The 23,411-nt window shown below is 71.7% G+C and carries 18 protein-coding genes and 1 riboswitch; of the genes, 10 read left to right on the top strand and 8 right to left on the bottom strand.

The window, feature by feature from the left end:
* The first annotated feature begins 7 nt into the window (after positions 1 to 7).
* The 4 genes from ACIRQP_RS14185 (at position 8) to metE (ending at position 6,094) form a co-directional block, all read left to right on the top strand.
* Positions 8 to 493, top strand: coding sequence for a hypothetical protein (locus tag ACIRQP_RS14185; protein ID WP_403888476.1), 486 nt, complete (start codon positions 8 to 10; stop codon positions 491 to 493).
* Positions 494 to 742: 249 nt separating this feature from the next.
* Positions 743 to 2,104, top strand: a complete 1,362-nt coding sequence (locus ACIRQP_RS14180) for a bifunctional o-acetylhomoserine/o-acetylserine sulfhydrylase (protein ID WP_403888473.1) — start codon at positions 743 to 745, stop codon at positions 2,102 to 2,104.
* The gene (locus ACIRQP_RS14175; RefSeq protein ID WP_403888612.1) at positions 2,101 to 3,258 is read left to right on the top strand and encodes a homoserine O-acetyltransferase; all 1,158 of its coding nucleotides are present in this window, start codon (positions 2,101 to 2,103) and stop codon (positions 3,256 to 3,258) included. Before ACIRQP_RS14180 ends, ACIRQP_RS14175 begins: the two co-directional genes overlap by 4 nt.
* Positions 3,259 to 3,402: 144 nt before the next feature.
* A riboswitch (cobalamin riboswitch) is annotated at positions 3,403 to 3,579 on the top strand.
* Between the two features lie 181 nt (positions 3,580 to 3,760).
* The gene (metE, locus tag ACIRQP_RS14170) at positions 3,761 to 6,094 is read left to right on the top strand and encodes a 5-methyltetrahydropteroyltriglutamate--homocysteine S-methyltransferase (protein ID WP_403888470.1); all 2,334 of its coding nucleotides are present in this window, start codon (positions 3,761 to 3,763) and stop codon (positions 6,092 to 6,094) included.
* A 27-nt stretch (positions 6,095 to 6,121) separates the two neighbouring features.
* Here the strand turns inward: metE and ACIRQP_RS14165 are convergent, their stop codons facing one another.
* Positions 6,122 to 7,870 (bottom strand): purine-cytosine permease family protein, encoded by a 1,749-nt coding sequence (locus ACIRQP_RS14165; protein WP_403888467.1) that lies wholly within the window; start codon positions 7,868 to 7,870, stop codon positions 6,122 to 6,124.
* Between the two features lie 695 nt (positions 7,871 to 8,565).
* Here ACIRQP_RS14165 and ACIRQP_RS14160 point away from each other — a divergent pair.
* The gene (locus ACIRQP_RS14160) at positions 8,566 to 9,843 is read left to right on the top strand and encodes a YeeE/YedE family protein (protein ID WP_403888464.1); all 1,278 of its coding nucleotides are present in this window, start codon (positions 8,566 to 8,568) and stop codon (positions 9,841 to 9,843) included.
* Between the two features lie 63 nt (positions 9,844 to 9,906).
* Here ACIRQP_RS14160 and ACIRQP_RS14155 read toward each other — a convergent pair whose 3' ends face one another.
* Together ACIRQP_RS14155 and ACIRQP_RS14150 are read right to left on the bottom strand one after the other, a co-directional pair.
* Positions 9,907 to 12,258: an alpha-L-fucosidase gene (locus tag ACIRQP_RS14155; protein ID WP_403888461.1), complete on the bottom strand. Its 2,352-nt coding sequence runs from the start codon at positions 12,256 to 12,258 to the stop codon at positions 9,907 to 9,909.
* A 169-nt stretch (positions 12,259 to 12,427) separates the two neighbouring features.
* The gene (locus ACIRQP_RS14150) at positions 12,428 to 13,399 is read right to left on the bottom strand and encodes an ArsR/SmtB family transcription factor (protein WP_403888459.1); all 972 of its coding nucleotides are present in this window, start codon (positions 13,397 to 13,399) and stop codon (positions 12,428 to 12,430) included.
* Positions 13,400 to 13,458: 59 nt separating this feature from the next.
* On the opposite strand from ACIRQP_RS14150, the gene ACIRQP_RS14145 reads away from it, so the two are divergent.
* Complete coding sequence (locus ACIRQP_RS14145; protein WP_403888456.1) at positions 13,459 to 14,706, top strand: MFS transporter; 1,248 nt, start codon at positions 13,459 to 13,461, stop codon at positions 14,704 to 14,706.
* Here the strand turns inward: ACIRQP_RS14145 and ACIRQP_RS14140 are convergent.
* Positions 14,663 to 16,102 (bottom strand): dihydrolipoyl dehydrogenase family protein, encoded by a 1,440-nt coding sequence (locus ACIRQP_RS14140; RefSeq protein WP_403888454.1) that lies wholly within the window; start codon positions 16,100 to 16,102, stop codon positions 14,663 to 14,665. The genes ACIRQP_RS14145 and ACIRQP_RS14140 overlap by 44 nt on opposite strands.
* 129 nt (positions 16,103 to 16,231) lie before the next feature.
* Between ACIRQP_RS14140 and trxA the strand changes: the two genes are divergently transcribed.
* Positions 16,232 to 16,621 (top strand): thioredoxin, encoded by a 390-nt coding sequence (gene trxA, locus ACIRQP_RS14135; protein WP_403888451.1) that lies wholly within the window; start codon positions 16,232 to 16,234, stop codon positions 16,619 to 16,621.
* 143 nt (positions 16,622 to 16,764) lie between these two features.
* On the opposite strand, the gene ACIRQP_RS14130 is transcribed toward trxA, so the two are convergent.
* The 3 genes from ACIRQP_RS14130 to ACIRQP_RS14120 all read right to left on the bottom strand — a co-directional run bounded on the left by ACIRQP_RS14130 (position 16,765) and on the right by ACIRQP_RS14120 (position 19,581).
* Positions 16,765 to 17,955 (bottom strand): thiolase family protein, encoded by a 1,191-nt coding sequence (locus ACIRQP_RS14130; RefSeq protein ID WP_403888448.1) that lies wholly within the window; start codon positions 17,953 to 17,955, stop codon positions 16,765 to 16,767.
* Between the two features lie 222 nt (positions 17,956 to 18,177).
* On the bottom strand, positions 18,178 to 18,447 hold the full coding sequence (locus ACIRQP_RS14125) for a hypothetical protein (protein ID WP_403888445.1): 270 nt from the start codon (positions 18,445 to 18,447) through the stop codon (positions 18,178 to 18,180).
* A 90-nt stretch (positions 18,448 to 18,537) separates the two neighbouring features.
* Positions 18,538 to 19,581: a LacI family DNA-binding transcriptional regulator gene (locus tag ACIRQP_RS14120; RefSeq protein WP_403888442.1), complete on the bottom strand. Its 1,044-nt coding sequence runs from the start codon at positions 19,579 to 19,581 to the stop codon at positions 18,538 to 18,540.
* A gap of 161 nt (positions 19,582 to 19,742) precedes the next feature.
* Here ACIRQP_RS14120 and ACIRQP_RS14115 point away from each other — a divergent pair, with 161 nt between their 5' ends.
* Together ACIRQP_RS14115 and ACIRQP_RS14110 are read left to right on the top strand one after the other, a co-directional pair.
* A complete protein-coding gene (locus tag ACIRQP_RS14115; protein ID WP_403888438.1) occupies positions 19,743 to 20,441 on the top strand; it encodes an alpha/beta fold hydrolase in 699 nt (232 codons plus the stop codon).
* A 103-nt stretch (positions 20,442 to 20,544) separates the two neighbouring features.
* A complete protein-coding gene (locus ACIRQP_RS14110; RefSeq protein WP_403888435.1) occupies positions 20,545 to 21,027 on the top strand; it encodes a type II toxin-antitoxin system PemK/MazF family toxin in 483 nt (160 codons plus the stop codon).
* On the opposite strand, the gene ACIRQP_RS14105 is transcribed toward ACIRQP_RS14110, so the two are convergent.
* A complete protein-coding gene (locus ACIRQP_RS14105; RefSeq protein ID WP_403888431.1) occupies positions 21,002 to 21,952 on the bottom strand; it encodes a TIGR02452 family protein in 951 nt (316 codons plus the stop codon). The two genes, ACIRQP_RS14110 and ACIRQP_RS14105, sit on opposite strands and share 26 nt — an antisense overlap.
* A gap of 172 nt (positions 21,953 to 22,124) precedes the next feature.
* On the opposite strand from ACIRQP_RS14105, the gene egtA reads away from it, so the two are divergent.
* Complete coding sequence (gene egtA, locus ACIRQP_RS14100; RefSeq protein ID WP_403888428.1) at positions 22,125 to 23,399, top strand: ergothioneine biosynthesis glutamate--cysteine ligase EgtA; 1,275 nt, start codon at positions 22,125 to 22,127, stop codon at positions 23,397 to 23,399.
* Positions 23,400 to 23,411: the final 12 nt, after the last annotated feature.

Below are 23,411 nucleotides of genomic sequence, written 5' to 3'. Positions count from 1 at the left end.
AGAAGTGATGCCCTCAGCGCCCTCCGGCGTCCGCTCGGGTTCCGGCCGGACACTCCGGCTGCTGCGCGGAGCGGCCCGGCTGCTGGCCGCCGCCGGTCTCGCGTGGGACGCCTATCTCCACGCTTATCTGGCCGATCAGTACGACGTGGTCACCGCGAGCATCAGCCAGGGCGACCTCTTCCGCATCGAGGCCGCCCTGGCGTCGCTCGCGGCGCTGCTCGTGCTGGTCTGGCAGCGGCTGCCCGGGGATCTCTTCGCGTGGCTCGTGGCGGCCGGCGGTCTGGCGCTGCTGCTGGTCTACCGCTATGTCGATGTCGGCCAACTGGGCCCGATCCCGAACATGTACGAGCCCATCTGGTACGGCAACAAGAAGCTCACCGTCGTCGCCGAGGCGATCGCCGTCGTCGCGACCGTCTTTCTGCTGATCACCTACCCGTGGGCACAGCGTCACCGCGGCCGTCGCCGCGCGGGCCGGCGCGCCCGCCGGACCTGATGGATTCGGCGTCCGTCGCTCGACACGTCACGGCATCGCGCCTCGATCCGCCGGCGGGCCACCATCGCAAGCGCCTTGTATTTCCTGGATGTTGCGGGTTCATGGCCATGCGCGCGGCGCGCTTCCCGCCTTGTCGCGACGGCTCTACGGTCCGTAATCAAGCGATCCCGCTCGTCCAGCGATCCCCCTCATCCAGCGATCCGCTCATCATGCGTTCCCGCTGCCACAAGAACCCGTGCGAGGCCTGATATGAGCCAGCCCGTCGACTCCATCACCGGGGGACATACTCCCGAGGACATCTCCCGGCAGGACGCCGGCCCCTCATGGTCCTTCGAGACCAAGCAGATCCACGCGGGCGCCGAGCCCGACCCGACGACCGGCGCCCGCGCGGTGCCGATCTACCAGACGACGTCGTTCGTCTTCAAGGACACCCAGCACGCGGCCGATCTGTTCTCCCTCGCCGAACCGGGCAATATCTACACCCGGATCCACAACCCGACACAGAACGTCCTGGAGCAGCGGATCGCCGCTCTGGAGGGCGGGGTCGCGGCCGTCGCGCTCGCGTCGGGGCAGGCCGCCGAGACGCTGGCGATCCTGACGCTGGCCCGCGCCGGGGACCACATCGTCTCCAGCACCTCCCTGTACGGCGGGACGTACAACCTCTTCCGGCACACGCTCCCCCGGTTCGGCATCGAGGTCTCCTTCGTCGACGACCCGGACGACATCGACGCCTGGCGGGCCGCCGTACGCCCGCACACCAAGGCGCTGTTCGCGGAGACGCTGGGCAATCCGCGCGGCAATGTCCTCGACGTACGGGCGGTGGCGGACGCGGCGCACGACGCCGGGCTGCCGCTGATCGTCGACAACACCGTCCCGACGCCCTATCTGCTCCGTCCGATCGAGCACGGCGCGGACATCGTGGTGCACTCGGCGACGAAGTTCCTGGGCGGGCACGGCACCACCATCGGCGGGGTGGTGGTCGACGGGGGCACCTTCGACTTCGGCGCGCACACCGAACGGTTCGCGGATTTCCACACCCCGGACGCCAGCTACCACGGGCTGCGCTACTGGCCGGATCTGGGCCCCGGCGCCTTCGCGGTGAAGCTCCGGGTCCAGCTGCTGCGCGACATCGGCCCCGCGCTCTCCCCGCACTCCGCGTTCCTGCTGCTCCAGGGCGTGGAGACGCTCAGCCTGCGCGTCGAGCGGCACACGTCCAACGCGCTGGCCCTCGCCGAGTGGCTGGAACAGCGCGACGAGGTCTCCGCCGTCCACTACCCGGGGCTGGCGTCCAACCGCTGGTACGAGGCCGGGCTGCGCTACCTGCCGCACGGCGCCGGTGCGGTTCTCGCGTTCGAACTGCGCGACGGCGTCGAGGCGGGCAAGAGGTTCGTGGACGGGGTCGGACTCTTCAGCCATCTCGCCAATATCGGTGACGTACGCAGCCTCATCATCCATCCGGCGTCGACCACCCACAGCCAGCTCGGCGAGGAGGAGCTCGCGGCGACGGGCACCGCTCCGGGGCTGGTGCGGCTCTCGGTGGGGCTGGAGAACGTGGCCGATCTCAAGGCCGACCTGGAGGCGGGGTTCCGCGCCGCGAAGGTGGCGTCCTGAACACCTCCGCCGAACCGGCCACGCTCCCCCTCCCACCGGCCACCGGTGGCTGGCAGGAGGGGGATCCCGGCGGCCGCCGCTCCTGGGTGACGCTCGACGGTCCGCTCCCGCTGGAGGCGGGCGGAGCGCTGCCCGGGGTTCGGCTCGCGTACGAGACCTGGGGGCGGCTCGCCCCCGACGGCTCGAACGCGGTGCTGGTCCTGCACGCGCTGACGGGGGACAGCCATATCGCGGGACCGGCCGGGCCGGGGCATCCCACAGGGGGGTGGTGGGATGCCCTGGTCGGTCCCGGCCGGCCGCTCGACACCACCCGCTGGTTCGTGCTCGCGCCGAACGTGCTCGGTGGCTGCCAGGGCAGTACCGGCCCCTCGTCGGCGCCGCCGGGCGGGGGCCGCTGGGGGCCGGAGTTCCCGTATCTGACCCAGCGCGATCAGGTCGCCGCCGAGGCGGCCCTCGCCGACGCGCTGGGGATCGCGCGCTGGGCCGGCGTCATCGGCGGGTCCATGGGCGGTATGCGGGCCCTCGAATGGGCGGTGGGCCTGCCGGAGCGCACGGGGTCGCTGCTGCTGCTCGCGTGTCCCGCCGCCGCGTCCGCGGAGCAGATCGCCTGGGGCGCCGTCCAGATCGCGGCGATCCGGTCGGACCCGGCATGGCAGGGGGGCCGCTACCACGACGCCCCGGCCGGTGGCGGTCCGTACCGGGGACTGGGGATGGCCCGCCGTATCGCGCATGTGACCTACCGCAGCGAGCCGGAGCTCGGCGCCCGGTTCGGCCGGGGGCCACAGCCGGGCGGCCATCCCTGGCGGGGCGGCCGGTACCAGGTCGAGTCGTATCTCGACCATCACGCCGCGAAGCTGGTGCGCCGGTTCGACGCGGGAAGTTATGTGACGCTCACCGAAGCGATGAACGGCCATGACGTGGGCCGGGGCCGCGGTGGCGCCGCGGCCGCCCTGCGCCGGGTCCGGATGCCGGCCCTGGTCGCGGGGGTCGACTCCGACCGGCTCTATCCGCCGGCCCAGCAGGCGGAGCTGGCCGCCGCCATCCCCGGGGCCGACCGGCTCAGAACCATCGAGTCGCCGTACGGACACGACGGCTTCCTGATCGAGACCGCGCAGGTGGGCGCCCTGATCGAGGAGTTACTGACCCGTGCGTGAGGTGTGGTGGGGCGACGGGCCGGGAGCCGTCCTGTGGCCGGAATGCGAACCGTGCTGTCGGTGATCGGCCCACGAAGATCGGCCGGACAGGAGCTAAGGTGGCTCGTGCAGTCGGTTCGCCCTGCCAGCCGGGCAGGCGCGTCGTAAGAGGGAACCCGGTGGAAATCCGGGACTGCCCCGCAGCGGTGAGTGGGAACGACCGCCGTCATCAGCACTGGGTCCGAGCCGGACCCGGGAAGCGACGGCCAGTAGGGGTCCCTGTCGGTACGTGTGTGTCCGCGCACGTACGGGTACGGGACGCGCCCGCGAGTCCGAAGACCTGCCACTGCCCGCGCGCCACCGGTGCGCGCGGAGATCTCGGTGGCCTCGAGGGCGGGTCGGCGTACATATCGGGCGGGGCAGCCGCGCCGGCACAGCGCCGTGGACCGCTTGATCTGTCACCTCTTCGCGCCTTCGGTCCGTCGTCGGGATCTTGGGAGACATACTCGCGAAGGAGAGTCCCTTGACCACGAAGTCCGCAGCCGCGGAAGCACGGGCCACCGTGTACGGCTACCCCCGTCAGGGCCCGGACCGGGAACTGAAGAAGGCCGTCGAGGGCTACTGGAAGGGCCGGGTCGGCGCCGACGCCCTCCGGGACACCGCGGCCGAACTGCGCCGCGCCACCTGGCGGGAGCTCGCCGACGCCGGTGTCCATGAGGTGCCGACCGGTGACTTCTCGTACTACGACCATGTCCTGGACACCAGTGTCATGGTCGGCGCGATCCCCGCCAGGCACCGCGCCGCCGTCGAAGCCGACGCCCTGGACGGGTACTTCGCGATGGCGCGCGGTACGCGGGAGGTGACGCCGCTGGAGATGACCAAGTGGTTCGACACGAACTACCACTATCTGGTGCCGGAACTGGGTCCCGACACCGTCTTCACCGCGGATTCCGGCAAGCAGGTCGGCGAGTTCCGGGAAGCCCTCGCCCTCGGGCTGACCGCGCGACCGGTGCTGGTCGGTCCGGTCACCTACCTGCTGCTGGCGAAGCCGGCCCCCGGGGTCGACGCCGGCTTCGAGCCGCTCACGCTGCTGGAACGGCTGCTGCCCGTGTACGCGGAGGTACTCGCCGATCTGCGCGCGGCGGGCGCCGAGTGGGTCCAGCTGGACGAGCCCGCCCTGGTGGCGGACCGCTCCCTGGCGGAGCTGAACGCCGTCACCCGCGCCTACCGGGATCTGGGCGCCCTCACCGACCGGCCGAAGCTGCTCGTCGCCTCGTACTTCGACCGGCTCGGGGCCGCTCTGTCCGTACTGGCCAAGGCCCCCATCGACGGGCTCGGGCTGGACTTCACCGGCCCCGCCGTCGCGAATCTCGATGAACTGGCGGCGGTCGGCGGGGTGCCCGGCAAGCGTCTCCTCGCGGGTGTGGTCAACGGCCGCAACGTCTGGATCAACGACTTCGAGAAGTCGCTGTCGCTCCTCGGCACGCTCCTCGGACTCGCCGGACAGGTCGATGTGGCGTCCTCCTGCTCCCTGCTGCACGTCCCGCTGGATGTCACGGCCGAGCGCGAGATCGATCCGTGGATCGCCCGCTGGCTCGCCTTCGCCCGGCAGAAGACCGAGGAGGTCGTCACGCTGGCCCGGGGCCTCGCGCACGGCACCGGCGCCATCACGGCCGAACTCGCCGCGAACCGGGCCGACCTGGCCTCGCGGGCGGGATCCGCCCTCACCAACGATCCGGCCGTACGCGCGCGGGCCGCGGCCGTCACGGAAGCGGACGGCCGCCGCTCCCAGCCGTACCAGCAGCGAGCGGCGGCCCAGCGCGCCGGGCTGGGACTGCCGTTGCTGCCGACGACGACCATCGGATCGTTCCCGCAGACGGGGGAGTTGCGCACGGCCCGTGCCGATCTGCGGGCCGACCGTATCGACGCGGCGGGGTACGACAAGCGTATCGAGGCCGAGATCCGTGAGGTCGTCTCGTTCCAGGAGGAGACCGGCATCGATGTCCTGGTGCACGGCGAGCCCGAACGCGACGACATGGTGCGGTACTTCGCCGAGCAGCTGACGGGGTATCTCACCACACGGCACGGCTGGGTCCAGTCGTACGGCACCCGCTATGTCCGGCCGCCGATCCTCGCCGGGGACATCTCCCGCCCCGCCCCGATGACGGTGCGCTGGACGACGTTCGCGCAGTCCCTCACCGACCGGCCGGTCAAGGGCATGCTGACCGGCCCGGTCACCATGCTGGCGTGGTCGTTCGTACGGGACGACCAGCCGCTCGGCGACACGGCGCGGCAGGTCGCCCTCGCGCTGCGCGACGAGGTCGACGACCTGGAGCGCGCGGGCACTTCCATGATCCAGGTGGACGAGCCCGCGCTGCGTGAGACGCTGCCGCTGCGCGCCCGCGACCACGAGGCGTATCTCGGCTGGGCGACCGAGGCGTTCCGTATCACCACCGCCGGGGTCCGCGCGGACACGCAGATCCATACGCACATGTGCTACGCGGAGTTCGGCGACATCCTGCCGGCCATCGACGCCCTGGACGCCGATGTGATCAGTCTGGAGGCCGCGCGCTCCCATATGCGGGTCGCCGACGAGCTGGCCGCCGCGGGCTATCCGCGTGAGGTCGGCCCGGGGGTGTACGACATCCACTCGCCCCGCGTCCCGTCCGCCGGGGAGGTGGCGGGTCTGCTGCGCAAGGGACTTGAGGCGGTGCCCACCGAACGGCTCTGGGTCAACCCGGACTGCGGGCTGAAGACCCGTGGCTGGCCCGAGGTCCGTGCCGCGCTGGAGAACCTGGTCGCGGCGGCCCGGGAGGTCCGGGGCACGCTCTCCGCCCCGGCCTCACCGAGGCCGTAACACACCGCGCCCCGGGGCCCGCCCTCCTCAGGGAGCGGCGGGCGCCGCGGGCAGCAGATGGCCGCCCGCCTTGTCCGTGCTCAGGCAGAGCGAGCAGACCACGGCGTCGTGGGTGAGGCAGGCGGCCAGGTCGGGCCGTTCGAACTCCTGCCGGCACACATGGCAGGTGTAGGTGGTCGCGCCGGGGTTTCCTTCGGCGTCGAGCAGCGGCTCGTCGATCCCGTCGTCGGTGCGCCGCAGATAGTAACGGCCCTTGGTGGCCACGGCCATCAGCGGTGTGACGACGAGCGCGATCGCGGCGGCGGCGACGGGTGAGTACGGCTGGAGCGTGTCGCCCAGCGCGTGGAAGTACATGGCGATCGAGAGTCCGGACGCGGCGACGAAGGCCACCACACCCACCGGGTTGACCGCGTAGAGCATGCCCCGGCGGAACTCGGGCGTCCGCGGGGAGAGTCTGAGCAGATACTTGTTGATCATGATGTCCGTGGCGACGGTCACGACCCAGGCGATCGCGCAGTTGGAGTAGAACCCCAGGATGCTGTTGAGGAAGCTGAACATGTCGGCCTCCATCAGGATCAGCGCGAACGCCAGATTGACCAGGACGAAGATCATCCGGCCCGGATAGTGCTTGGTGACGCGGGTGACGGAGTTGGTCCATGCCAGGGAGCCCGAGTAGGCGTTGGTGACATTGATCTTGATCTGACTGATCACGACCAGCACCACGGCCAGCGGTACGACCAGCCAGGACGGCATCATCGCGTCGAAGGCGCCGCGGAACTGCTGGATGGGTTCGGTGGCCGCCGCCGGCCCCACCTCGGAGAGGATGTACACGGCCAGGAAGACCCCCATGGCCTGCTTGAGCGCGCCGAGCACCACCCAGCCGGGTCCTGCCATCACCACGGCCGTCCACCAACCGCGCCTGTTCGCCTCGGTCTTGGGCGGCATGAAGCGCAAGTAGTCGATCTGCTCGCCGATCTGGGCGATGAGCGACAGGCATACGCCGGCGCCCAGCAGTACCGAGGCGGTGTTGACACCGCCGTCGCCGTCGGTCCCCGCGTACGCGAGGAAGCGGTTGACCGTGCCCGGGTCACTGGCGACCAGATAGACCAGCGGGCCCACCATCAGCAGCAGCCAGACGGGAGTTGTCCAGACCTGGAGTTTGCTGAGTGCCTTCATCCCGTAGATGACCAGTGGGATCACCATGAGGGTGGAGACGAGATAGCCCAGCCACAGCGGCAGTCCGAGGCCCAGTTTCAGCCCCTGCGCCATGATCGAGCCTTCGAGGGCGAAGAAGATGAAGGTGAAGCTCGCGAAGATGACGCTGGTCAGCACGGACCCGTAGTAACCGAAGCCGGAACCGCGGGTGATGAGGTCCAGGTCGATGTTGTACCGCGCCCCGTAGTACGCGAGCGGGAATCCGGTGATGAAGATGACGGCCGCCGCGACGCCGATCGCGGCCAGCGCGTTGCCGGTGCCGTGGGTGAGTCCGATACCGGCGCCGATGGAGAAGTCGGCGAGATAGGCGATACCGCCCAGCGCGGTGGTCGCCACGACCATGGGGGTCCAGCGGCGGTAACGACGCGGCGCGAACCGGAGGGTGTAGTCCTCCAGGGTCTCGCTGACCGCGCGGTCTCCGGTGGCTGGGGCGCCTGGGACGCCCGGGGTGTCCGCGGTGTCCGCGGTGTCCGCGGTGTCCGCGGTGTCCGCGGTGGCCGGCCCCGTCTCGTGGGGCTCCGGATGGCTGTCGGGCGCTATCAGCCGTGGTTCGGTGCTCATGCCACGCCTCCTTGGGCCGGGGTGGTGGGGCGGGAGCGTTCCCTCGCGGGGACAGTAGGCAGCCGGTGTTTCCCGTCGGCGATCACCAGATGTCGGAGACGTTTCCGCGCCGGGCGGCGTCGCGACCGCGGGCGGGGAGCGATCCATGAGCCGCGCCCACGAAGGGTCCATGACCGGACGCCATGGATCCTCAACAGGGAGCTATGCGCATCAGAAAACGCCCGGCGCCTCCGAACGGGCTGGTGGCATGGCCACGACTACCGTATCGACACCCTCCCCACGCGCCGGCCCACACCGGCGCGGACCTCCGCCAAGGTCTGACGGCGCCCCGACGGGCCCCACCGGCCCGCGGCATCCCGACGGACCCCCCGGCCCGCGGTATCCCGACGGACCGCCCCTGCCGACCGCATGACGAGACAACGGTCCACAAGGCGGAAACCAGCCCTTATGCTCATACGCATGTCCGCACCCGCTCGCCTCCTCTGTCTCGCGCTCTTCGCGAACTCGGCGTGGTGTGTCGACGACGGCCTCTGTCGCCGCCCGACCTGTCGCCGCTGAATCGGTCGCCGCCGGGCCTTCGGCCGGCAAACCCGAAGCCGCCGCGTCCCTCTTCTCGGGACGTCTTGCGTTACGGCCATCGGCGGCCTCCCCCTGACACATCGGCCCTCCCGTTCCCCGTCCTCGGAGACCCCGCAATGACCGCACCGCCCGTGGAGGCGACGAAGTCCGCCGCCCTGCTCTCCCCCTCCCCCACCTCCGTACCCCGTCCCGACGCTCCCCCCGCCCCGCCCGTGCGCCCGGTGCCGCTCGTCGTGTCCGCGCTGATCGCCGTGGCGCTGACCGGCTATGTGTGGTCCGCCCATGGGGCCAGGCCCGGTGTGCTCCTGCTGCTCGGCCTCGGCCTCGGTGTGGCGCTCTTCCACTCGCGCTTCGGCTTCACCTCCGCGTGGCGGCAGCTCGTCGCCGTCGGCAATGGCACCGGGCTGCGCGCCCACGCCCTGCTGCTCGGGACCACGGCGACCCTGTTCGCGCTGGTGATCGGCACCGGCACCGGCCTCTTCGGTTCGGTGCCCGCGCCCTCGGCCGGAACCCTGGGTGTGGGGCTGCTGGCCGGTTCGTTCCTGTTCGCCGTGGGCATGCAGCTCGGCGGCGCCTGCGCCTCCGGAACCCTGTTCGCGGTCGGTTCCGGGCAGTCGTCGATCGTGCTCACCCTCGGTGGCTTCATCGCCGGTTCGACCCTCGCCGCCTGGCAGTTCGGCCTCTGGAAGGACCTGCCCGCCTTCGAGCCCGTCGTCATGGCCGACCACATCGGCTGGTTCGGCTCCTGGGCCGTGACCATGGTCGCGCTCGCCCTCATCGTGGTCGTCTCGCGGCGTGTCCAGGCCCGCCGCAACCCGCCGCCGACCGGCCCCGTACCGTCCGCGCGCGGCGCCGCCGCTCGGGTGCTCCGCGGCTCCTGGCCGCTGGCCGCCGGCGCCCTGGCGCTGTCCGTGCTCGGCGCCGGGGTACTGCTGGTCTCCGGCGGCGCCTGGGGCATCACCAGCGCGTTCAGCCTGTGGGGCTCGGAGCTGGTACGCGCCCTCGGCGGACACCCGGAGACCTGGACGTTCTGGCAGCAGCCCAAGAACGCCGAGATGCTGGCGGGCCCGGTGCTCACCGACAAGAACAGCCTGACCGACATCGGCATCATGATCGGCGCGGCGCTGGCGGCGGCGCTGGGCGGCACCTGGACGCTCCATCGCGGCGTGCCGTGGCGGACCGCCGTCGCCGCGGTGCTGGGCGGTGTGCTGATGGGTATCGGTGCCCGGCTGGCCGGCGGCTGCAATATCGGCGCCTATCTGGCGGGCATCGCGTCGGGCAGTCTGCACGGCTGGATCTGGGGGGCCGTCGCGATCCTGGGCACCTGGGCCGGTCTGAGGCTGCGCCCGCTGTTCGCGCTGAGCAACCCCAAGCCGACGGACGGTATCTGCTGAGCACCGGCACGGCCCGAGGGGGCCGGGGCGGGAGATGGCTCCCGCCCCGGCCCCCTGCCGGCCTCAGGACCGCCAGTCGACCTTGAACACCCACACGTGCCGCCCGGAGCCGCGCGCCGCCGACGGGACGTCGACGACCAGCTTGCCGCCGGTCGTACGCCAGCTCAGCGGCCGGTCGTGGCCGAGCAGCGTCACCCGGTCCCCGGGCCTGACGGGCACCGGAGCCTCGACCGTGAGGGTACTGCCCGGCCGGGTGAGCGAGTGGATGTAGAACGCCTTCTCCGGCCGGACCGTGAAGCGCAGGTCCTCACCGAGCTGCGGCATCCTCGCCCAGTACGTACTGCCGTAGATCGCCTCGCCGTTGACCTTCAGCCACTCCCCGGTCTCCCGGAGCCCGCGCTCCATGATCTCCGGGATGGTGCCGTCGGCCCGCGGGCCGATGTCGAGCAGGAAGTTGCCGTTCTTGGAGACGATGTCGACGAGGGAGTGGATGACTTCCTCGGTCGTCATGTACTTGTCGTCGGGAGTGGCCCGGTTGTAGCCGTAGGAGCGCGGGTCCAGCCCCCGGCTGGCCTCCCACTTCGCGGTGACGACCGAGTCGTACGTGGTGTACTCGGGCGTGGTGAAGTCGTGCGGGCCGATCCCCGAGCGGTTGTTGACGGTCACCTCGATGGGGCGCGCCCGGTTCTTGGCGTGGTTGAAGTACTCCGCCAGGACACGATGGCTGTCGTTGTCGCCGCCGATGTCGCACCAGAGGATCTCGGGGTCGTACCCCTCGATCAGCTCCAGCATCTGCGGGGCCTGGAGGTCCTTGATGTAGTCCTGGCCCGCGAAGTGGCCGGTGTACGGGACGGGTTCCAGGGTGTACGGATTGCGGGGCGCGTGCCCCTCCCAGGGGTGGTCGGGGTTGAACCACTCCGGCATCGAGAAGTACAGACCGCGGTGCAGCTCCGGTGTGTAGCGGCGGGACGCGTCGAAGAGTTCCCTGATCAGATCGCGCTTCGGGCCCATCTTCACCGAGTTGCGGTCGGAGACCTTGGTGTCCCAGAGGGCGAATCCCTCATGGTGCTTGGAGGTCAGGACGTGGTACTGGGCGCCGGCGTCCCGGAACAGCTCGACCCAGGAGCGCGGATCGAACCGTTCGGCGCGGAACTGCGGGATGAAGTCGTCGTAGGCGAACGACTCGCCGTAGGTCTGGCGGTGGTACGCGTACGTCGGGTTGTTCGGGTCCTGCATCTGGGACCAGTACCACTCGGCGTACTGCACCCCGACCGGCGCCCACGCGGGCACGGAGTAGACGCCCCAGTGGATGAAGATGCCGAACTTCGCGTCCTGGAACCAGTACGGCGCCTGATGGGTATTCAGGGAGTCGTCGGTGGGCTGGAAGTCGGGCACTCCCAGGGTGAGGGAGCGACGCGCCTCGGCGGCCTGCCGGCCCCGGCCGTGGGCGACGATCCGGCCGTCCTCGCTGGTTCCCGGCGCGGTGCCGGGGCCGGGGCGGATGCCGATCCGTACGCGGGTCTCGTCGCCGGGAGCGAGCCGGGTGACGCGACCGGGTACGACCGTACGGGCGCCCGCGACGTCCACGGAGAGGCTGAGCCCGTCGGCGGCGAGGATGCCCACGGTCCCCGCGTTGACGACCGTGGCCTCGACGCTCTGGGCGCCGTGGTCCAGCGAGGAGGTCGTCGAGTGCACGCCTCGGAGCGCCAACGCCCGTCCCTCGACGGCCGGTTGGAGGGAGAGGGCGAAGATGTGCAGCGAGGAGGAGTTCTCCTCGGCGGGGCGGGTGACCGGCAGGGTGAGAGCCACGGCCTCCCTGCCCGGGTCGATGGTGAGCGTGGAGGCGGCGATCACGACCTGGTGCGGATCCTTGGCGCCGGTGGGACCGTAGCGGTACGGGGCGACGAGGGCGCCCTTGCCCGCGTACCAGTCGGGCCCACCGAGGGCGGCGGCCGAGGTGGTGCCGTCCGCGTAGTGGACGGTGGCCTCTCCGGAGGTCTCGCCGTAACTGCTCGCGGTCAGGAAGTGGCCCGACAGATACCGGCCCGGGGGCAGTTCGACGCGCTGCCCGAGGGCGACGATGTTGTTCTTCGCCCCCGCCGTGGCGGCCGGGAAGAGATAGGCCAGTCCGTCGATCTCCACCTCCCCCGCAGGGAGTTCCTCGCCGGGGAAGGTGTAGCCGGAGCCGTCGAAGTTCCCGCCGCGGGCGTCCGCGGTGTCGATGCCGTCGTTGTCGAACCACTGCTCCAGGGGTACGGGGAGAGCGGCCGGGACCGTGCCCCAGTCGCCGTCTCCCCCTTCCGTTTCCGTCCCAGTTCCCGTCACCGTTTCCGTCCCCGGCAGCGTGGTGCGCGGACTCGCGTCGGCCGTGGCCGGGTGGACCAGAGCGGCGCCGATTGCCGCTCCTGCCGTCATTCCGAGTACATGGCGTCTGTGAAGTTCCGTCATAAGGTCCGATGATTGAAGTATGACAAGAACCTGTCAATGCTCTTTTCAGGACCCCATTCTCTTGCCCGTCCGTATCCATCGGATGAATCGAGGACCATGATGAGGCGGGCCGGGACGGCGAGGGAGACGGCCTTCCTCACTCGGGCCGTTGTGCATCCATCAAGACCTGCCCGGCGTCCGTGCGGTAATAGAGCACGGACCGCCCGGTACGCCGGCGCCGGACCAGTCCCGCGTCGAGCAGGATCTTGAGATGGCGGCCCACCGACCCCAGTCCCTGGCCGGTCAGTGCCACCAGCTGCGTGGTGCTCTTCGGCGTGCCCAGAAGGACGAGGACGCCCGCCCGTGCCGTCCCGAGCAGCGCGCCCAGTGTCTCGGGCACCGGCGCCCGGCCCGGCTCGGCCAGCGCGCCCGAGCACGGGTACACCACGGCGTACCGGTGGGACGTGTCCCAGGAGACCCAGCCACGGCCGGGGGTGACCGGGACGAACATCAACCGCGCCCCGGACAGCTCCAGTTGAGGATAGTCGTACGCGTTGATTCGCAGCCGGCCCTCGCCCAGCCAGCGCATCCCCGGCCGCAGGCCGTCCAGGGCCGCCGCCCAGCCGCCCTGGCTCAACTGCCCTGTGCGCGCGACGACATCGGCCTCGATGATGGACCGGCGCCGGGGCCAGTGGGGCAGGACCGTCTCCGTCCACACCCACTCCAGCAGATCGGCGGCGCGGGCCGGCAGATCGGACCGGCGCAGCCGGCCGGGGAGCGGTCCCGCCAGCGACTCGGTCAGATCGGCACGGGCCGTCCCGGCGGGAGTCTCGCGGATCCGCGCCAGCTCGTCCGCGAACGCCCGCTCGCCCTCGCCCGTCGGCGTGGGGGTGAGGAACGTCGCGTTCCAGCCGCGCCCCAGCCCGGCCCGTACGAGCAGCGCGGTGACCGGGTCGTCGGCCAGCCGCTCCCGGTAGGCGGGCAGATACGCGTCGAGCCAGGCGCGTTCGCCGGGGTGCGCGGCGGTGCCCCGCTCCAGGGTCTTCAGGGTCGCGGTGGTCTCGGCGAGCGGGGACACGACGAAGCGGCTCTCCGCGAGCGTGTCCGCGCTGACCAGCCAGCACCCCATGGTTTCGCCTCCCCGCGAAACAGTATCGCTCCCGTCAGCGGGCCACCGAGACTCCGGCCATGCGCACCTATCAAGATCTGTTCCGGACACCGGAGTTCACGCCGCTCTTTCTGACCTCCGCCGGGCAGACGGCGGCCCAGGCGGTGAGCGGCCCGGCCCTGGGCACACTGATCTACACGGAGACCGGCTCACCCCTGCTCTCCGCTCTCGCCATGTTCGGCCCGTCCCTCGCCCAGGTGGTCGGCGCGGCCACCCTGTTGTCGGCGGCCGACCGGCTGCCGCCGCGCGCCGCGCTGACGGGCACGGCGCTGCTCTTCGGTCTCGCTACCGCTCTCCAGGCCCTCCCCGGCCTGCCCGTATGGGCCGCCCTCGCGGCCCTTCTGGGCCTCGGAACGATCGGCTCGCTGAGCGGCGGGGTGCGCTACGGACTGCTGAACGAGGTCCTCGCGAAGGAGGGATATCTGCTGGGCCGCTCCCTGCTCAACATGTCCGCCGGTGCCACGCAGATCGGCGGGTTCGCCGTCGGCGGTGTGCTGGTGACCGCTCTGTCGCCGCGCGGGGCGCTGCTCGTCGGCGCCCTCCTGTATCTCGTCGCGGCCGCCGTCGCCCGGTGCGGTCTCGGCCGGCGCCCGCCGCGTGCCGCCGGGCGTCCGTCGGCGGGCGAGACCTGGCGGAACAACGCGTGGCTGCTGTCGTCCGGCCCCCGCCGCCGGGTCTATCTCGCCCTCTGGGTGCCGAACGGGCTGATCGTCGGCTGCGAATCGCTGTTCATCCCCTACGCGCCCCGCCACTCGGGGCCGCTCTTCGCCGTCGCGGCGCTCGGCATGCTGGCCGGGGACGTCGCGATCGGCAGGTGCGTCCCCCGGCGGTGGCGCGGCCGGCTCGCTACCCCCCTGTGTCTGCTGCTCGCCGCCCCGTATCTGCTCTTCGCCCTGCGCCCGGCGCTGCCGCTCGCGGTGACCGCCGTCGTTCTCGCCTCGGTCGGTTACGCGTCGAATCTGCTGCTCCAGGAGCGGCTCATGGCCCTGACACCCGAGAAGTCGAGCGGCCACGCCCTCGGCCTGCACGCCTCCGGCATGCTCACCATGCAGGGTGTGGGCGCGGCCCTCGCGGGAGCCGCCGCCGAGCACACCTCGCCCTCGACGGCGATGGCGCTGACGGCGGCGGCCTCCCTTGTCGTCACCCTGGTCCTGGCGGGGCCCCCGCGGCATGGACGGGGTGAGCCGGGCCGCCGCCGGGCAGGCGGGACCTCGAAGACACGCCCTACCCCCGGTACGTCTCCAGCAGGCGCAGCCACACCTCGCTGATCGTCGGGTAGGAAGGAACCGCGTGCCACAGGCGGTCGATCGGGACCTCGCCGACGACCGCGATCGTGGCGGAGTGGAGCAGTTCGCCGACGTCCGGGCCGACGAAGGTGACGCCCCGGAGAATCTCGCGGTCCAGGTCGACGATCATCCGGGCCCGGCCGCGGTAGCCGTCGGCGTAGAGGGACGCGCCCGCGACGCGGGCCAGGTCGTAGTCGACCGCGCGGACACGATGGCCCGCCGCTTCGGCCTGAGCGAGGGTGAGACCCACGGCGCCGACTTCCGGTTCCGTGAAGACGACCTGAGGGACGGCGGCATGGTCGGCGGTGGCGGCGTGGGTGCCCCAGGGGCCCGCGTCCAGGGTCGGTACGCCCTGGGCCCTCGCCACGATGGCGGCTCCCGCGATACGGGCCTGGTACTTGCCCTGATGGGTGAGCAGGGCGCGGTGGTTGACGTCCCCGACCCCGTAGAGCCAGTCGCTGCCCTTGACCCGGCAGCTGTCGTCGACGGTCAGCCAGGAGCCCGGTTCCAGACCGACCGTCGCGAGACCGATGTCCTCCGTGCGCGGGGCGCGGCCGGTGGCGAAGAGCACCTCGTCGCACTCGATCCGCTCGCCGCCGGCCAGTGTCACGGTCACAGGTCCGGTCCCGCCGTCGCGCTCGACCGCGCTGATCGAGACGCCCGTTCGTACCGTGGCGCCCGCCTCCTTCAGCGACTCGGCGACCAGTTCCCCGGCGAAGGACTCCATCCTCGGCAGCAGGTGGTCACCCCGGACCAGCAGCGTGACGTCGGAGCCGAGCGCCTGCCACGCGGTGGCCATCTCCACGCCCACCACTCCCCCGCCGACGACCACGAGCCGTCCGGGGACCCGCGCGGAGCTGGTCGCCTCGCGGCTGGTCCAGGGCTTGGTACCGGCGAGTCCCGGGAGATCGGGCAGTACGGCCCGGCTGCCCGTGCACACGGCGACGGCATGGCGGGCGATCAGCACCTGGGTGTCGCCCTCGGGGCCCGTGACGGAGACCTTCTTCTTCCCGTCCAACCTGCCGTGTCCGCGGTAGAGATCGGCACCGGTCCCGTCGAGCCACGCGACCTGGCCGTCATCCTTCCAGTGCGCGGTGAACTCGTCGCGGTGGGCGAGCACGGCCTCGGCGTCCAGCGGCCCCCGTACGGCCTGGCTCACCCCCGCCACGCGCCGGGCCTCGGCGCGGGTGATCGCCGGGCGGAGCAGGGCCTTACTGGGAATACAGGCCCAGTACGAGCACTCGCCTCCGACGAGTTCGCTCTCGACGACCGCCGTGCTCAGCCCGGCCGCCCTGGCCCGTTCGGCGACGTTCTCGCCGACCGGTCCCGCTCCCAGCACCACAACGTCGTATTCAAAGGTTTCCGTGGCATGCGTCATAGGGGCCAGTCTGGTGCGAGGCCTGTCGCATGGCCACACGATCTTCGGGCAGGGGCCAGGAATACGGCGATGACGCACGCCGTTGTCGCAGGCGCCGCAACCCGGAGAGTCAGGAAGAGGTATCAGGCTATGGCCACTGTGGAACTCACCAAGGAGAACTTCGACAGGACGGTGTCGGAGAACGACTTCATCCTGATCGACTTCTGGGCTTCCTGGTGCGGTCCGTGCCGCCAGTTCGCCCCGGTGTACGAGAAGGCGTCGGAGCGCCACGAAGACCTCGTCTTCGCCAAGGTCGACACGGAGGCGCAGCAGGAGCTGGCCGCCGCGTTCGAGATCCGTTCGATTCCGACGCTGATGATCGTCCGGGACAATGTCGCGGTGTTCGCCCAGCCCGGCGCGCTGCCCGAGACCGCCTTGGAGGACGTGATCGGACAGGCACGCGCGTTGGACATGGACGAGGTGCGGAAGTCGGTGGCCGAGGCCGAGGCGACGGCGAAGAACAGCGAAGCCGCGCGGTGACCGGGGCCGCCCGGTGACCGACGGCGCGCAGTGACCCAGGGCGGCCCCGGGCCCGGAGCCGGGAGCCGGACGCCGAGTTCACGCTCCGCGGCGCGAACCCGGACCCGCCAAACCCCAGCCGCCGGACCTGGGCACGCCTCCCGTCAGCGTTCCAGCACGAGCGCGAGGCCCTGTCCCACGCCGATACAGAGCGCGGCGAGGCCCGTGCCCGAGCCCGCCGCGGCGAGCTGGTGGGCGACGGATCCGGCCAGCCGGGCGCCGGAGGCACCGAGCGGATGTCCGATCGCGATGGCGCCGCCGCGCGGGTTGACGACGGCCGGATCGAGGCCGGGCCATTCGGCGAGGCAGCCCAGCGACTGGGCGGCGAAGGCCTCGTTGAGCTCGAACGTGGTGAGATCGGCGAACGTACGGCCGGCCTTGGTCAGCGCCCGCTGGACCGCCTCGACCGGGCCGAGGCCGAAGAGCTGCGGCTCGACGCCGGTGACCGCGGAGGCCCGGATACGGGCGAGCGGTTCGCGGCCCGTCTCGCGCAGCCCGGCCTCGTCGACGAGGAGCAGCGCGGCGGCGCCGTCGTTGAGAGGCGAGGCGTTGCCGGCCGTCACGGTCCCGGTCCCGTCCGTACGGAAGGACGGCTTCAGCTTGGCGAGCGCCTCCATCGAGGTGCTGTCGCGGACGCATTCGTCGCGGGCCAGGTCCACGCCGTCGTACGGGACGACCTCTCCGTCGTACAGACCCGCGGCCCAGGCGTCGGCGGCCTTGCGGTGGCTGGCGAGGGCGAACGCGTCCTGCCGCTCCCGGGTGATGGCGTGCTTGTCCGCGATCAGTTCGGCGCCCTCGCCCAGCGCAACCGTCCACTCCCTGGGCATCGCCGGGTTGGTCATGCGCCAGCCCAGGGTGGTCGAGTGGAGCTGCTGATGGCCGGCCGGAAAGGCCCGCTCCGGCTTCTGGAGGACCCAGGGCGCGCGGGACATCGACTCGACCCCGCCCGCGACGGCGACGGACGCGTCACCGAGGGCGACCGCGCGGGCGGCCTGGATGACCGCTTCGAGGCCGGAGCCGCAGAGCCGGTTGACGGTCACCCCCGGGACGGACACGGGCAGTCCGGCGAGCAGCACGGCCATGCGTGCCACATCGCGGTTGTCCTCGCCCGCGCCGTTGGCGTCCCCGAACACGACGTCGTCGATCCTGGCCGGGTCGAGCTCCGGAGAGCGGTCCACCAGGGCCTTCAGCACATGGGCGGCGAGATCGTCGGGACGTACGGAGGCCAGGGCACCCCCGAACTTGCCGATCGGCGTACGGACGGCGTCGACGACATAGACATCGCGCATGGTCATCGGATCTCCGGCTCCTCTCCCACAGCGTGACAGCGGTGACGGCGCGGACGGGGTTGTTCCCCACGCCGCCCCTCGCCCATCAGGGCATTCGCCTGGTGAACCATGGTTCACAATGGCGCGGCCAGAGTCTCTGCCTCCGGACGACGGCTGTCAACCGGCCTGGGCCCTGCCTGGGTCCTGTCCGACACATCCCACGAAAGCGGGCCGCCGGGCCCCGGTGCCTCAGGCGGCCGGAGCGTCGATCACGCGGACCGACAGGCCGTAGTCCACTTCGTAGCCGTCGATCAGCAGCGCCTCCACCGTGCGGGTCTCCGGGTCGATATCGGCCTCCATGCCGTTGCCCGCGTAGCGCGGATAGCCGGACGCCCCCGTTTCGCCCGTCGCCTCGACGAGTGCCGAGCGCAGTGCGTTCGCCGAGGCGGGCGGGCCTCCGTCGCCCTCGGTGAACTCGGCCACCAGCAGGATCTCGAAGCGCGGCGGAACGGTACTCATACGTTCGACGCTAGCCACCCCGTCATGGCCACGCATGTCGCCGCCCGCGCGCCCCGCGCGCACCCGCGCGCGCCCCGCCCCGCCGCCGGGTCAGCTGGACTCGCGGTGAACGACCCGCGAGTCCATCAGGTCGTGCCGCTCCGGCTCGCCGCCCGGATCGCGGACCACCCGGTCGACGAGTTCGGCCAGCCGCTGTCCCGTCACCATGTCGACCCGCACCGTGGAGAGCCGGGGCCTCAGCAGCCTGCCGAGCAGCAGATCGTCGGAGCCGATCACGGCCGTCTCCGCCGGGATGCCGACTCCTTCGTCCTGGAGCGCGCGCATCAGGAGCATCGCGTACTCGTCGCTGAACGCGAAGACCGCGTCGAGGCCCATGGACCGCCAGCGAGCGGCGAGGGCGGCGGCCGAGCCCTCCTCGTACGCGAGCGGCAGCGGGACGATCCGTACGCCCGTGCCCGTGCCCGTGCCCGTGCCAGCCTCGGCAGCGGCACGGGCGCCCGCGAGCCGGGGTCCTGAGAACATCTCCAGACCGGGTTCCTCGGGCATCACCACCCCGATCCGGCGACAGCCGCGTCCGATCAGATGCTCCACCGCCCGGCCGCCGATCGCGCTCTGGTCCATGACCAGCGCGTGCGCGCCCTCGACCCGCCCGGGTCCCAACGTGATGACGGCCTTCGCGCCGGACCGTTTGAGTACCTCCACCCCGTGCGGGGTGAGCGCGATCTCGCCGAGTGACACGACCGCGACGGGCCGCAGCTCCGCCCAGGCGCGCGCCGCCCCGTCCCTGTCCAGGCCGAGGCTGCCGTACTGCACCACGGTGTAGTCGAGCCGGCGCAGCGCCCACTGGAGTTCGTTGAAGAAATGGCTGTAGAGCGGTCCGACGGGGATGTGCGCCGTGGGCAGCAGAACGATCCTGCTGTGCCCGGCGCGCAGGGAGCGCGCGGCGGCGTGCGGTACGTAGCCCAGCCGCTCGGCGGCCTCGCGCACCTTGCGCCGGGTGGGGTCGCTGATGCGCACGGCCGAGGTGTTGTTCAGTACGTACGAGACAGTGGCCCGGGAGACTCCGGCCACCCGCGCGACATCGGCGCTGGTCGGAACGGGACGGTCGGCGGGCTGCTCGGTTGACTGGGTCATGGCAGCCGGTATCTTTCCAGACCGGTCCACGGAGGTCCGGCGGACGGCCGAACCAGTACGCCGGTACGCCACCGCACCGGTACGCCAGCACACCGGTACGCCAATAAGCCAGCACCCCCGAGAGCGAAACAGCGCGACCGAGATCCCGGAAGGCATGCACTGTGCGACTCCACACCCATACCTGGGGCGAGGGCGATCGCGTCGCGCTCCTGATCCACGGCATCATGGCCGACCACCGCACCTGGCGCCGTGTGGGCCCCGCCCTCGCGGCCCGCGGCCTGCGCGTGATCGCCGTCGATCTGCGCGGTCACGGCGCCAGCGACCGTGGTGACTACGGCATGGAGCACTTCGCCGACGACCTCGTGGAGACGTTGCCGGCCGGAGCCGAGGTGGCGATCGGACATTCCCTCGGCGGGCTCGCCCTCTCCCTCGCCGTGGGGCGGCTGGCGCCGGGGCGTGCCGTCTACTCCGACCCGGCCTGGTATCTGCCGCGCACCGAGGGAGAGTTGGACGGCCCGAGGGCGCTCGCCCGCACCAAAGCACTGTCACGGGAGGAGATCACGGCGCTCAACCCCCGGTGGGAGAGAGAGGATGTCGATCCGGAGCTGGAGTCCCTCACGGCCTGGGACGAGAACACCACGTTCGGTCTCGCCCCCGCGTTCAGCGCCGATCTGCTGCCGGCCGCGCCCGTCGTCCCCTCGCTCGTTCAGCTCGCCGGTCCCAGCGTCATGATCTCCCCGGCGAACGCGGCGGAGTTGGCGCGGCGCGGCTTCCATGTCCGTACGGTGGCGGGTGCCGGGCACACCATCCACCGCGACGACTTCGACGGGTTCATGGTGTCCCTGGACGGCTGGATATGACCCGGATTCACCAGGCACTGTCCGGCCGGGAACGGACCCACCCTCCCCGTCCGGGAGGGACCCGCCCCACGGAGTGATCCACGGACGTTCTAACGTCATCCGGATGACGCCCATCCCCGGCGCCGCCAGCGGCGAGCGCACCAGCGACAGCAGCGACCTCGACTCCCCGGGCCGTAGCGGCCCGGCCGCCACGACGGAGGCCGAACCCCGGGAGGTGGGGCGGGTCCGCACCTCGTACGCCCCGGAGCACGACGGCGATCCCGACCCCGGCGAGATCGTCTGGACCTGGGTGCCCTTCGAGGAGAACGACGGGCGCGGCAAGGACCGCCCGGTGCTGGTGGTCGCCCGCGAGGCGGCCGGCACGCTGCTCGCCGTACAGCTCTCCAGCAAGCGCCACAACCAGGACCGCGAGTGGGTGCCGATCGGGGTCGGGCCGTGGGACCGCGCGGGCCGTGAGTCCTGGGTGAATGTGGACAGGGTGCTGCGCGTCCACGAGAAGGGCATGCGGCGCGAGGCCTGCGCGCTGGACCGCGGGCGGTTCAATCTGGTCGTCAACCGGCTCAGGGAGCTGTACGGCTGGCGGTGACGCCGGCCGCCGCGCCCCCGGGCGCCGCACAGTCCGCGAACACCCGCCGGAACGCCCCCAGCGTGGTCCCGCGCGCCGTCCGGTCGAGCACCGCGAAGACCGTCTCGTCGATGTGGCCCGCGAACCGGCCGCCCGCGGTGAGCAGCGCCCGGAACGCGTGCGCGACCTGCTCCGGGTCGTTGCGGAAGACCCCGCAGCCCCAGGCACCCAGTACCAGCCGCCGGTAGCCGCGCTCCGCCGCCGTCTCCAGTACGCGTTCGGCGCGGACGGCGAGCGCGGCCGGAATCCGGTGGACCTCGGCGGGGGCGCTCCGGGCGATCACGCCCGCGTTCGGGGCGGGCGAGGTGAGAAAGCCCACCCGGTACGGCGTGTCGAGCAGCCTGCCCCGGTCGTCGCGGAAGACCGGCACGCCGGGTGAGTGGACCACCCGGTCGGTGTAGAAGGGGCTGCGCTCCGCTCGGTGGTGGGCGTAGAACTCGGGCACGCGCAGCAGCGTCGTATACAGCGCGGAGGCCCGGCAGAGGGCTTCTTCCTGGGCCTGCGCGCCGTTGAGATACCCGCCGCCGGGATTGCGCGCGGAGGCGAAGTTGAGGACGACGACCGGTCCGGAATCGGCCATCGTCAGCCGCCGCGCCGCCTCCAGGCTGGTCTCGCGGGTGATCTCGATGACCGGCACGCGGGTCGCCCGGCCGGTGGCCCGGCCCCCGTACGGAGCGGTGCCCGTCGCCCGGTCCGGCGTGGGCACGTCCGCCCCGTCCCTGGCCGGCGCGATCGCGACCGGCTCGGGCCCGTACATCCGGGTCCCCGCGACCGCCGCGTCCACGGCCGTGCGAATCCCCACGTCACAGCCGTTTCCCGTACGGTAGCCGCCCGTTCGGACGATCTCCTCCGTTTCTTTCGCGATCCCCCGCAGCAGTGCGCTCATGCGGAAGTCCTGCGTGGACGACCCCGCTCGGGGCAACCGGATTTCTGACGAAACGATGACCGCAGGGGCACTCTTGTGCGAAGCGGCGAGAGTGGCTTTAGGTTGGACGAAGCGCTTCGCCCCCACCCCGGGAGCGGAGTCAGGTCACGGTCTTCGACAGGAGGATCCGGCCATGCCATTCGACGGCTTGACCGATGAGGGAACACCACTCGGCGAGGACGACGCCGAGGATCTACTACGCGGTATCTGTTTCAAGACGGGCCCGCCCCGCACCGTGGGTGTGGAACTGGAATGGCTCGTGCACGACCTGCGCTCCCCCGAAAGAGCGGTCCCGGCCCACCGCCTCAGAGAGGCGTACGAGGGGCTGAGGACCCTGCGCCTCGCATCGGCACTCACCTTCGAACCCGGCGGCCAGCTGGAGCTCAGCTCCCCGCCCGCCGCGTCACTGATGGAGTGCATCACCACCACCGCCGCGGATCTGGACACCGTACGCCCGGCGCTGCGTACGGCGGGACTCGCGCTCGCGGGTCTCGGACAGGACCCCTGGCACTCCCCGCACCGCATGCTGCGGGAGCCGCGCTATGACGCGATGGAGACCTACCTCGACCGGATAGGTCCGGCCGGACGCGCCATGATGCGGACCACGGCCTCCATCCAGGTGTGCCTGGACGTCGGCCACGAGGAGCCGGGGCCGCTCGGTTACGGCCGGCGCTGGCAGCTCGCCCATCTGCTGGGCGCGGTGCTGGTCGCCGCCTTCGCGAACTCCCCCATGAGCGAACACAGACCGACCGGCTGGCGCTCCACCCGGCAGGCGATGTGGGCCCAGCTGGACCCTGCCCGGACCGCCGCGCCCTCGGCGCGGTACGAGCCCCGTGCCGCCTGGGCGGCGCATGCCCTGGACACACCGGTGATGTGCATCCGGGCGGAGAAGGGGCCCTGGCCGGTGCCCGACGGGCTGACCTTCCGGGAGTGGATACGGTCCGGGCTGCCCCGTCCACCGGTCCGCGCGGATCTCGACTACCACCTCACGACGCTGTTTCCGCCCGTCCGGCCGCGTGGTCATCTGGAGTTGCGGATGATCGACGCCCAGCCGGGTGAGGACGGCTGGATGGTGCCGCTCGCCGTCACCACCGCGCTGTTCGACGATCCCGAGGCGTCGGAGACCGTCTACCGCACCGTCAAACCACTGGCGGAGACCGCGGGTTCGCTGCCCGCTCCCCGCAATCTCCTCTGGGCCAACGCGGCGCGGCACGCGCTGAGCGACCCGGAGCTGCACGCCGCGGCGATCGCCTGTTTCGCCGTCGCCCAGGAAGCACTCCCGCGCATCGGCGCCACGCGGGCCGTACAGGACGCGGTCGCGGCCTTCAACGACCGCTACGTCGTGCCCGGCCGATGTCCCGCCGATGATCTGCGCGCCTCCGTGAACGGGAAGGACCCCAGGACATGACCGACTCCGCGG

Origin of the sequence: Streptomyces sp. NPDC102274 (genome assembly GCF_044766385.1) — a bacterium.
In the GTDB taxonomy this organism is placed as follows: Bacteria; Actinomycetota; Actinomycetes; order Streptomycetales; family Streptomycetaceae; genus Streptomyces.
Note: the sequence above shows the minus strand (reverse complement) of the source record. Positions and strands in the feature narration are given on the sequence as shown.

Bases quoted from the DNA above. Each gene is read 5' to 3' on its own strand.
- ACIRQP_RS14185 (WP_403888476.1), top strand. From the start codon at position 8: ATGCCCTCAGCGCCCTCCGGCGTCCGCTCGGGTTCCGGCCGGACACTC.
- ACIRQP_RS14180 (WP_403888473.1), top strand. From the start codon at position 743: ATGAGCCAGCCCGTCGACTCCATCACCGGGGGACATACTCCCGAGGAC.
- ACIRQP_RS14165 (WP_403888467.1), bottom strand. From the start codon at position 7,870: ATGAGCACCGAACCACGGCTGATAGCGCCCGACAGCCATCCGGAGCCC.
- ACIRQP_RS14160 (WP_403888464.1), top strand. From the start codon at position 8,566: ATGACCGCACCGCCCGTGGAGGCGACGAAGTCCGCCGCCCTGCTCTCC.
- ACIRQP_RS14155 (WP_403888461.1), bottom strand. From the start codon at position 12,258: ATGACGGCAGGAGCGGCAATCGGCGCCGCTCTGGTCCACCCGGCCACG.
- ACIRQP_RS14150 (WP_403888459.1), bottom strand. From the start codon at position 13,399: ATGGGGTGCTGGCTGGTCAGCGCGGACACGCTCGCGGAGAGCCGCTTC.
- ACIRQP_RS14145 (WP_403888456.1), top strand. From the start codon at position 13,459: ATGCGCACCTATCAAGATCTGTTCCGGACACCGGAGTTCACGCCGCTC.
- ACIRQP_RS14140 (WP_403888454.1), bottom strand. From the start codon at position 16,102: ATGACGCATGCCACGGAAACCTTTGAATACGACGTTGTGGTGCTGGGA.
- trxA (WP_403888451.1), top strand. From the start codon at position 16,232: ATGGCCACTGTGGAACTCACCAAGGAGAACTTCGACAGGACGGTGTCG.
- ACIRQP_RS14130 (WP_403888448.1), bottom strand. From the start codon at position 17,955: ATGACCATGCGCGATGTCTATGTCGTCGACGCCGTCCGTACGCCGATC.
- ACIRQP_RS14125 (WP_403888445.1), bottom strand. From the start codon at position 18,447: ATGAGTACCGTTCCGCCGCGCTTCGAGATCCTGCTGGTGGCCGAGTTC.
- ACIRQP_RS14120 (WP_403888442.1), bottom strand. From the start codon at position 19,581: ATGACCCAGTCAACCGAGCAGCCCGCCGACCGTCCCGTTCCGACCAGC.
- ACIRQP_RS14110 (WP_403888435.1), top strand. From the start codon at position 20,545: ATGACGCCCATCCCCGGCGCCGCCAGCGGCGAGCGCACCAGCGACAGC.
- ACIRQP_RS14105 (WP_403888431.1), bottom strand. From the start codon at position 21,952: ATGAGCGCACTGCTGCGGGGGATCGCGAAAGAAACGGAGGAGATCGTC.
- egtA (WP_403888428.1), top strand. From the start codon at position 22,125: ATGCCATTCGACGGCTTGACCGATGAGGGAACACCACTCGGCGAGGAC.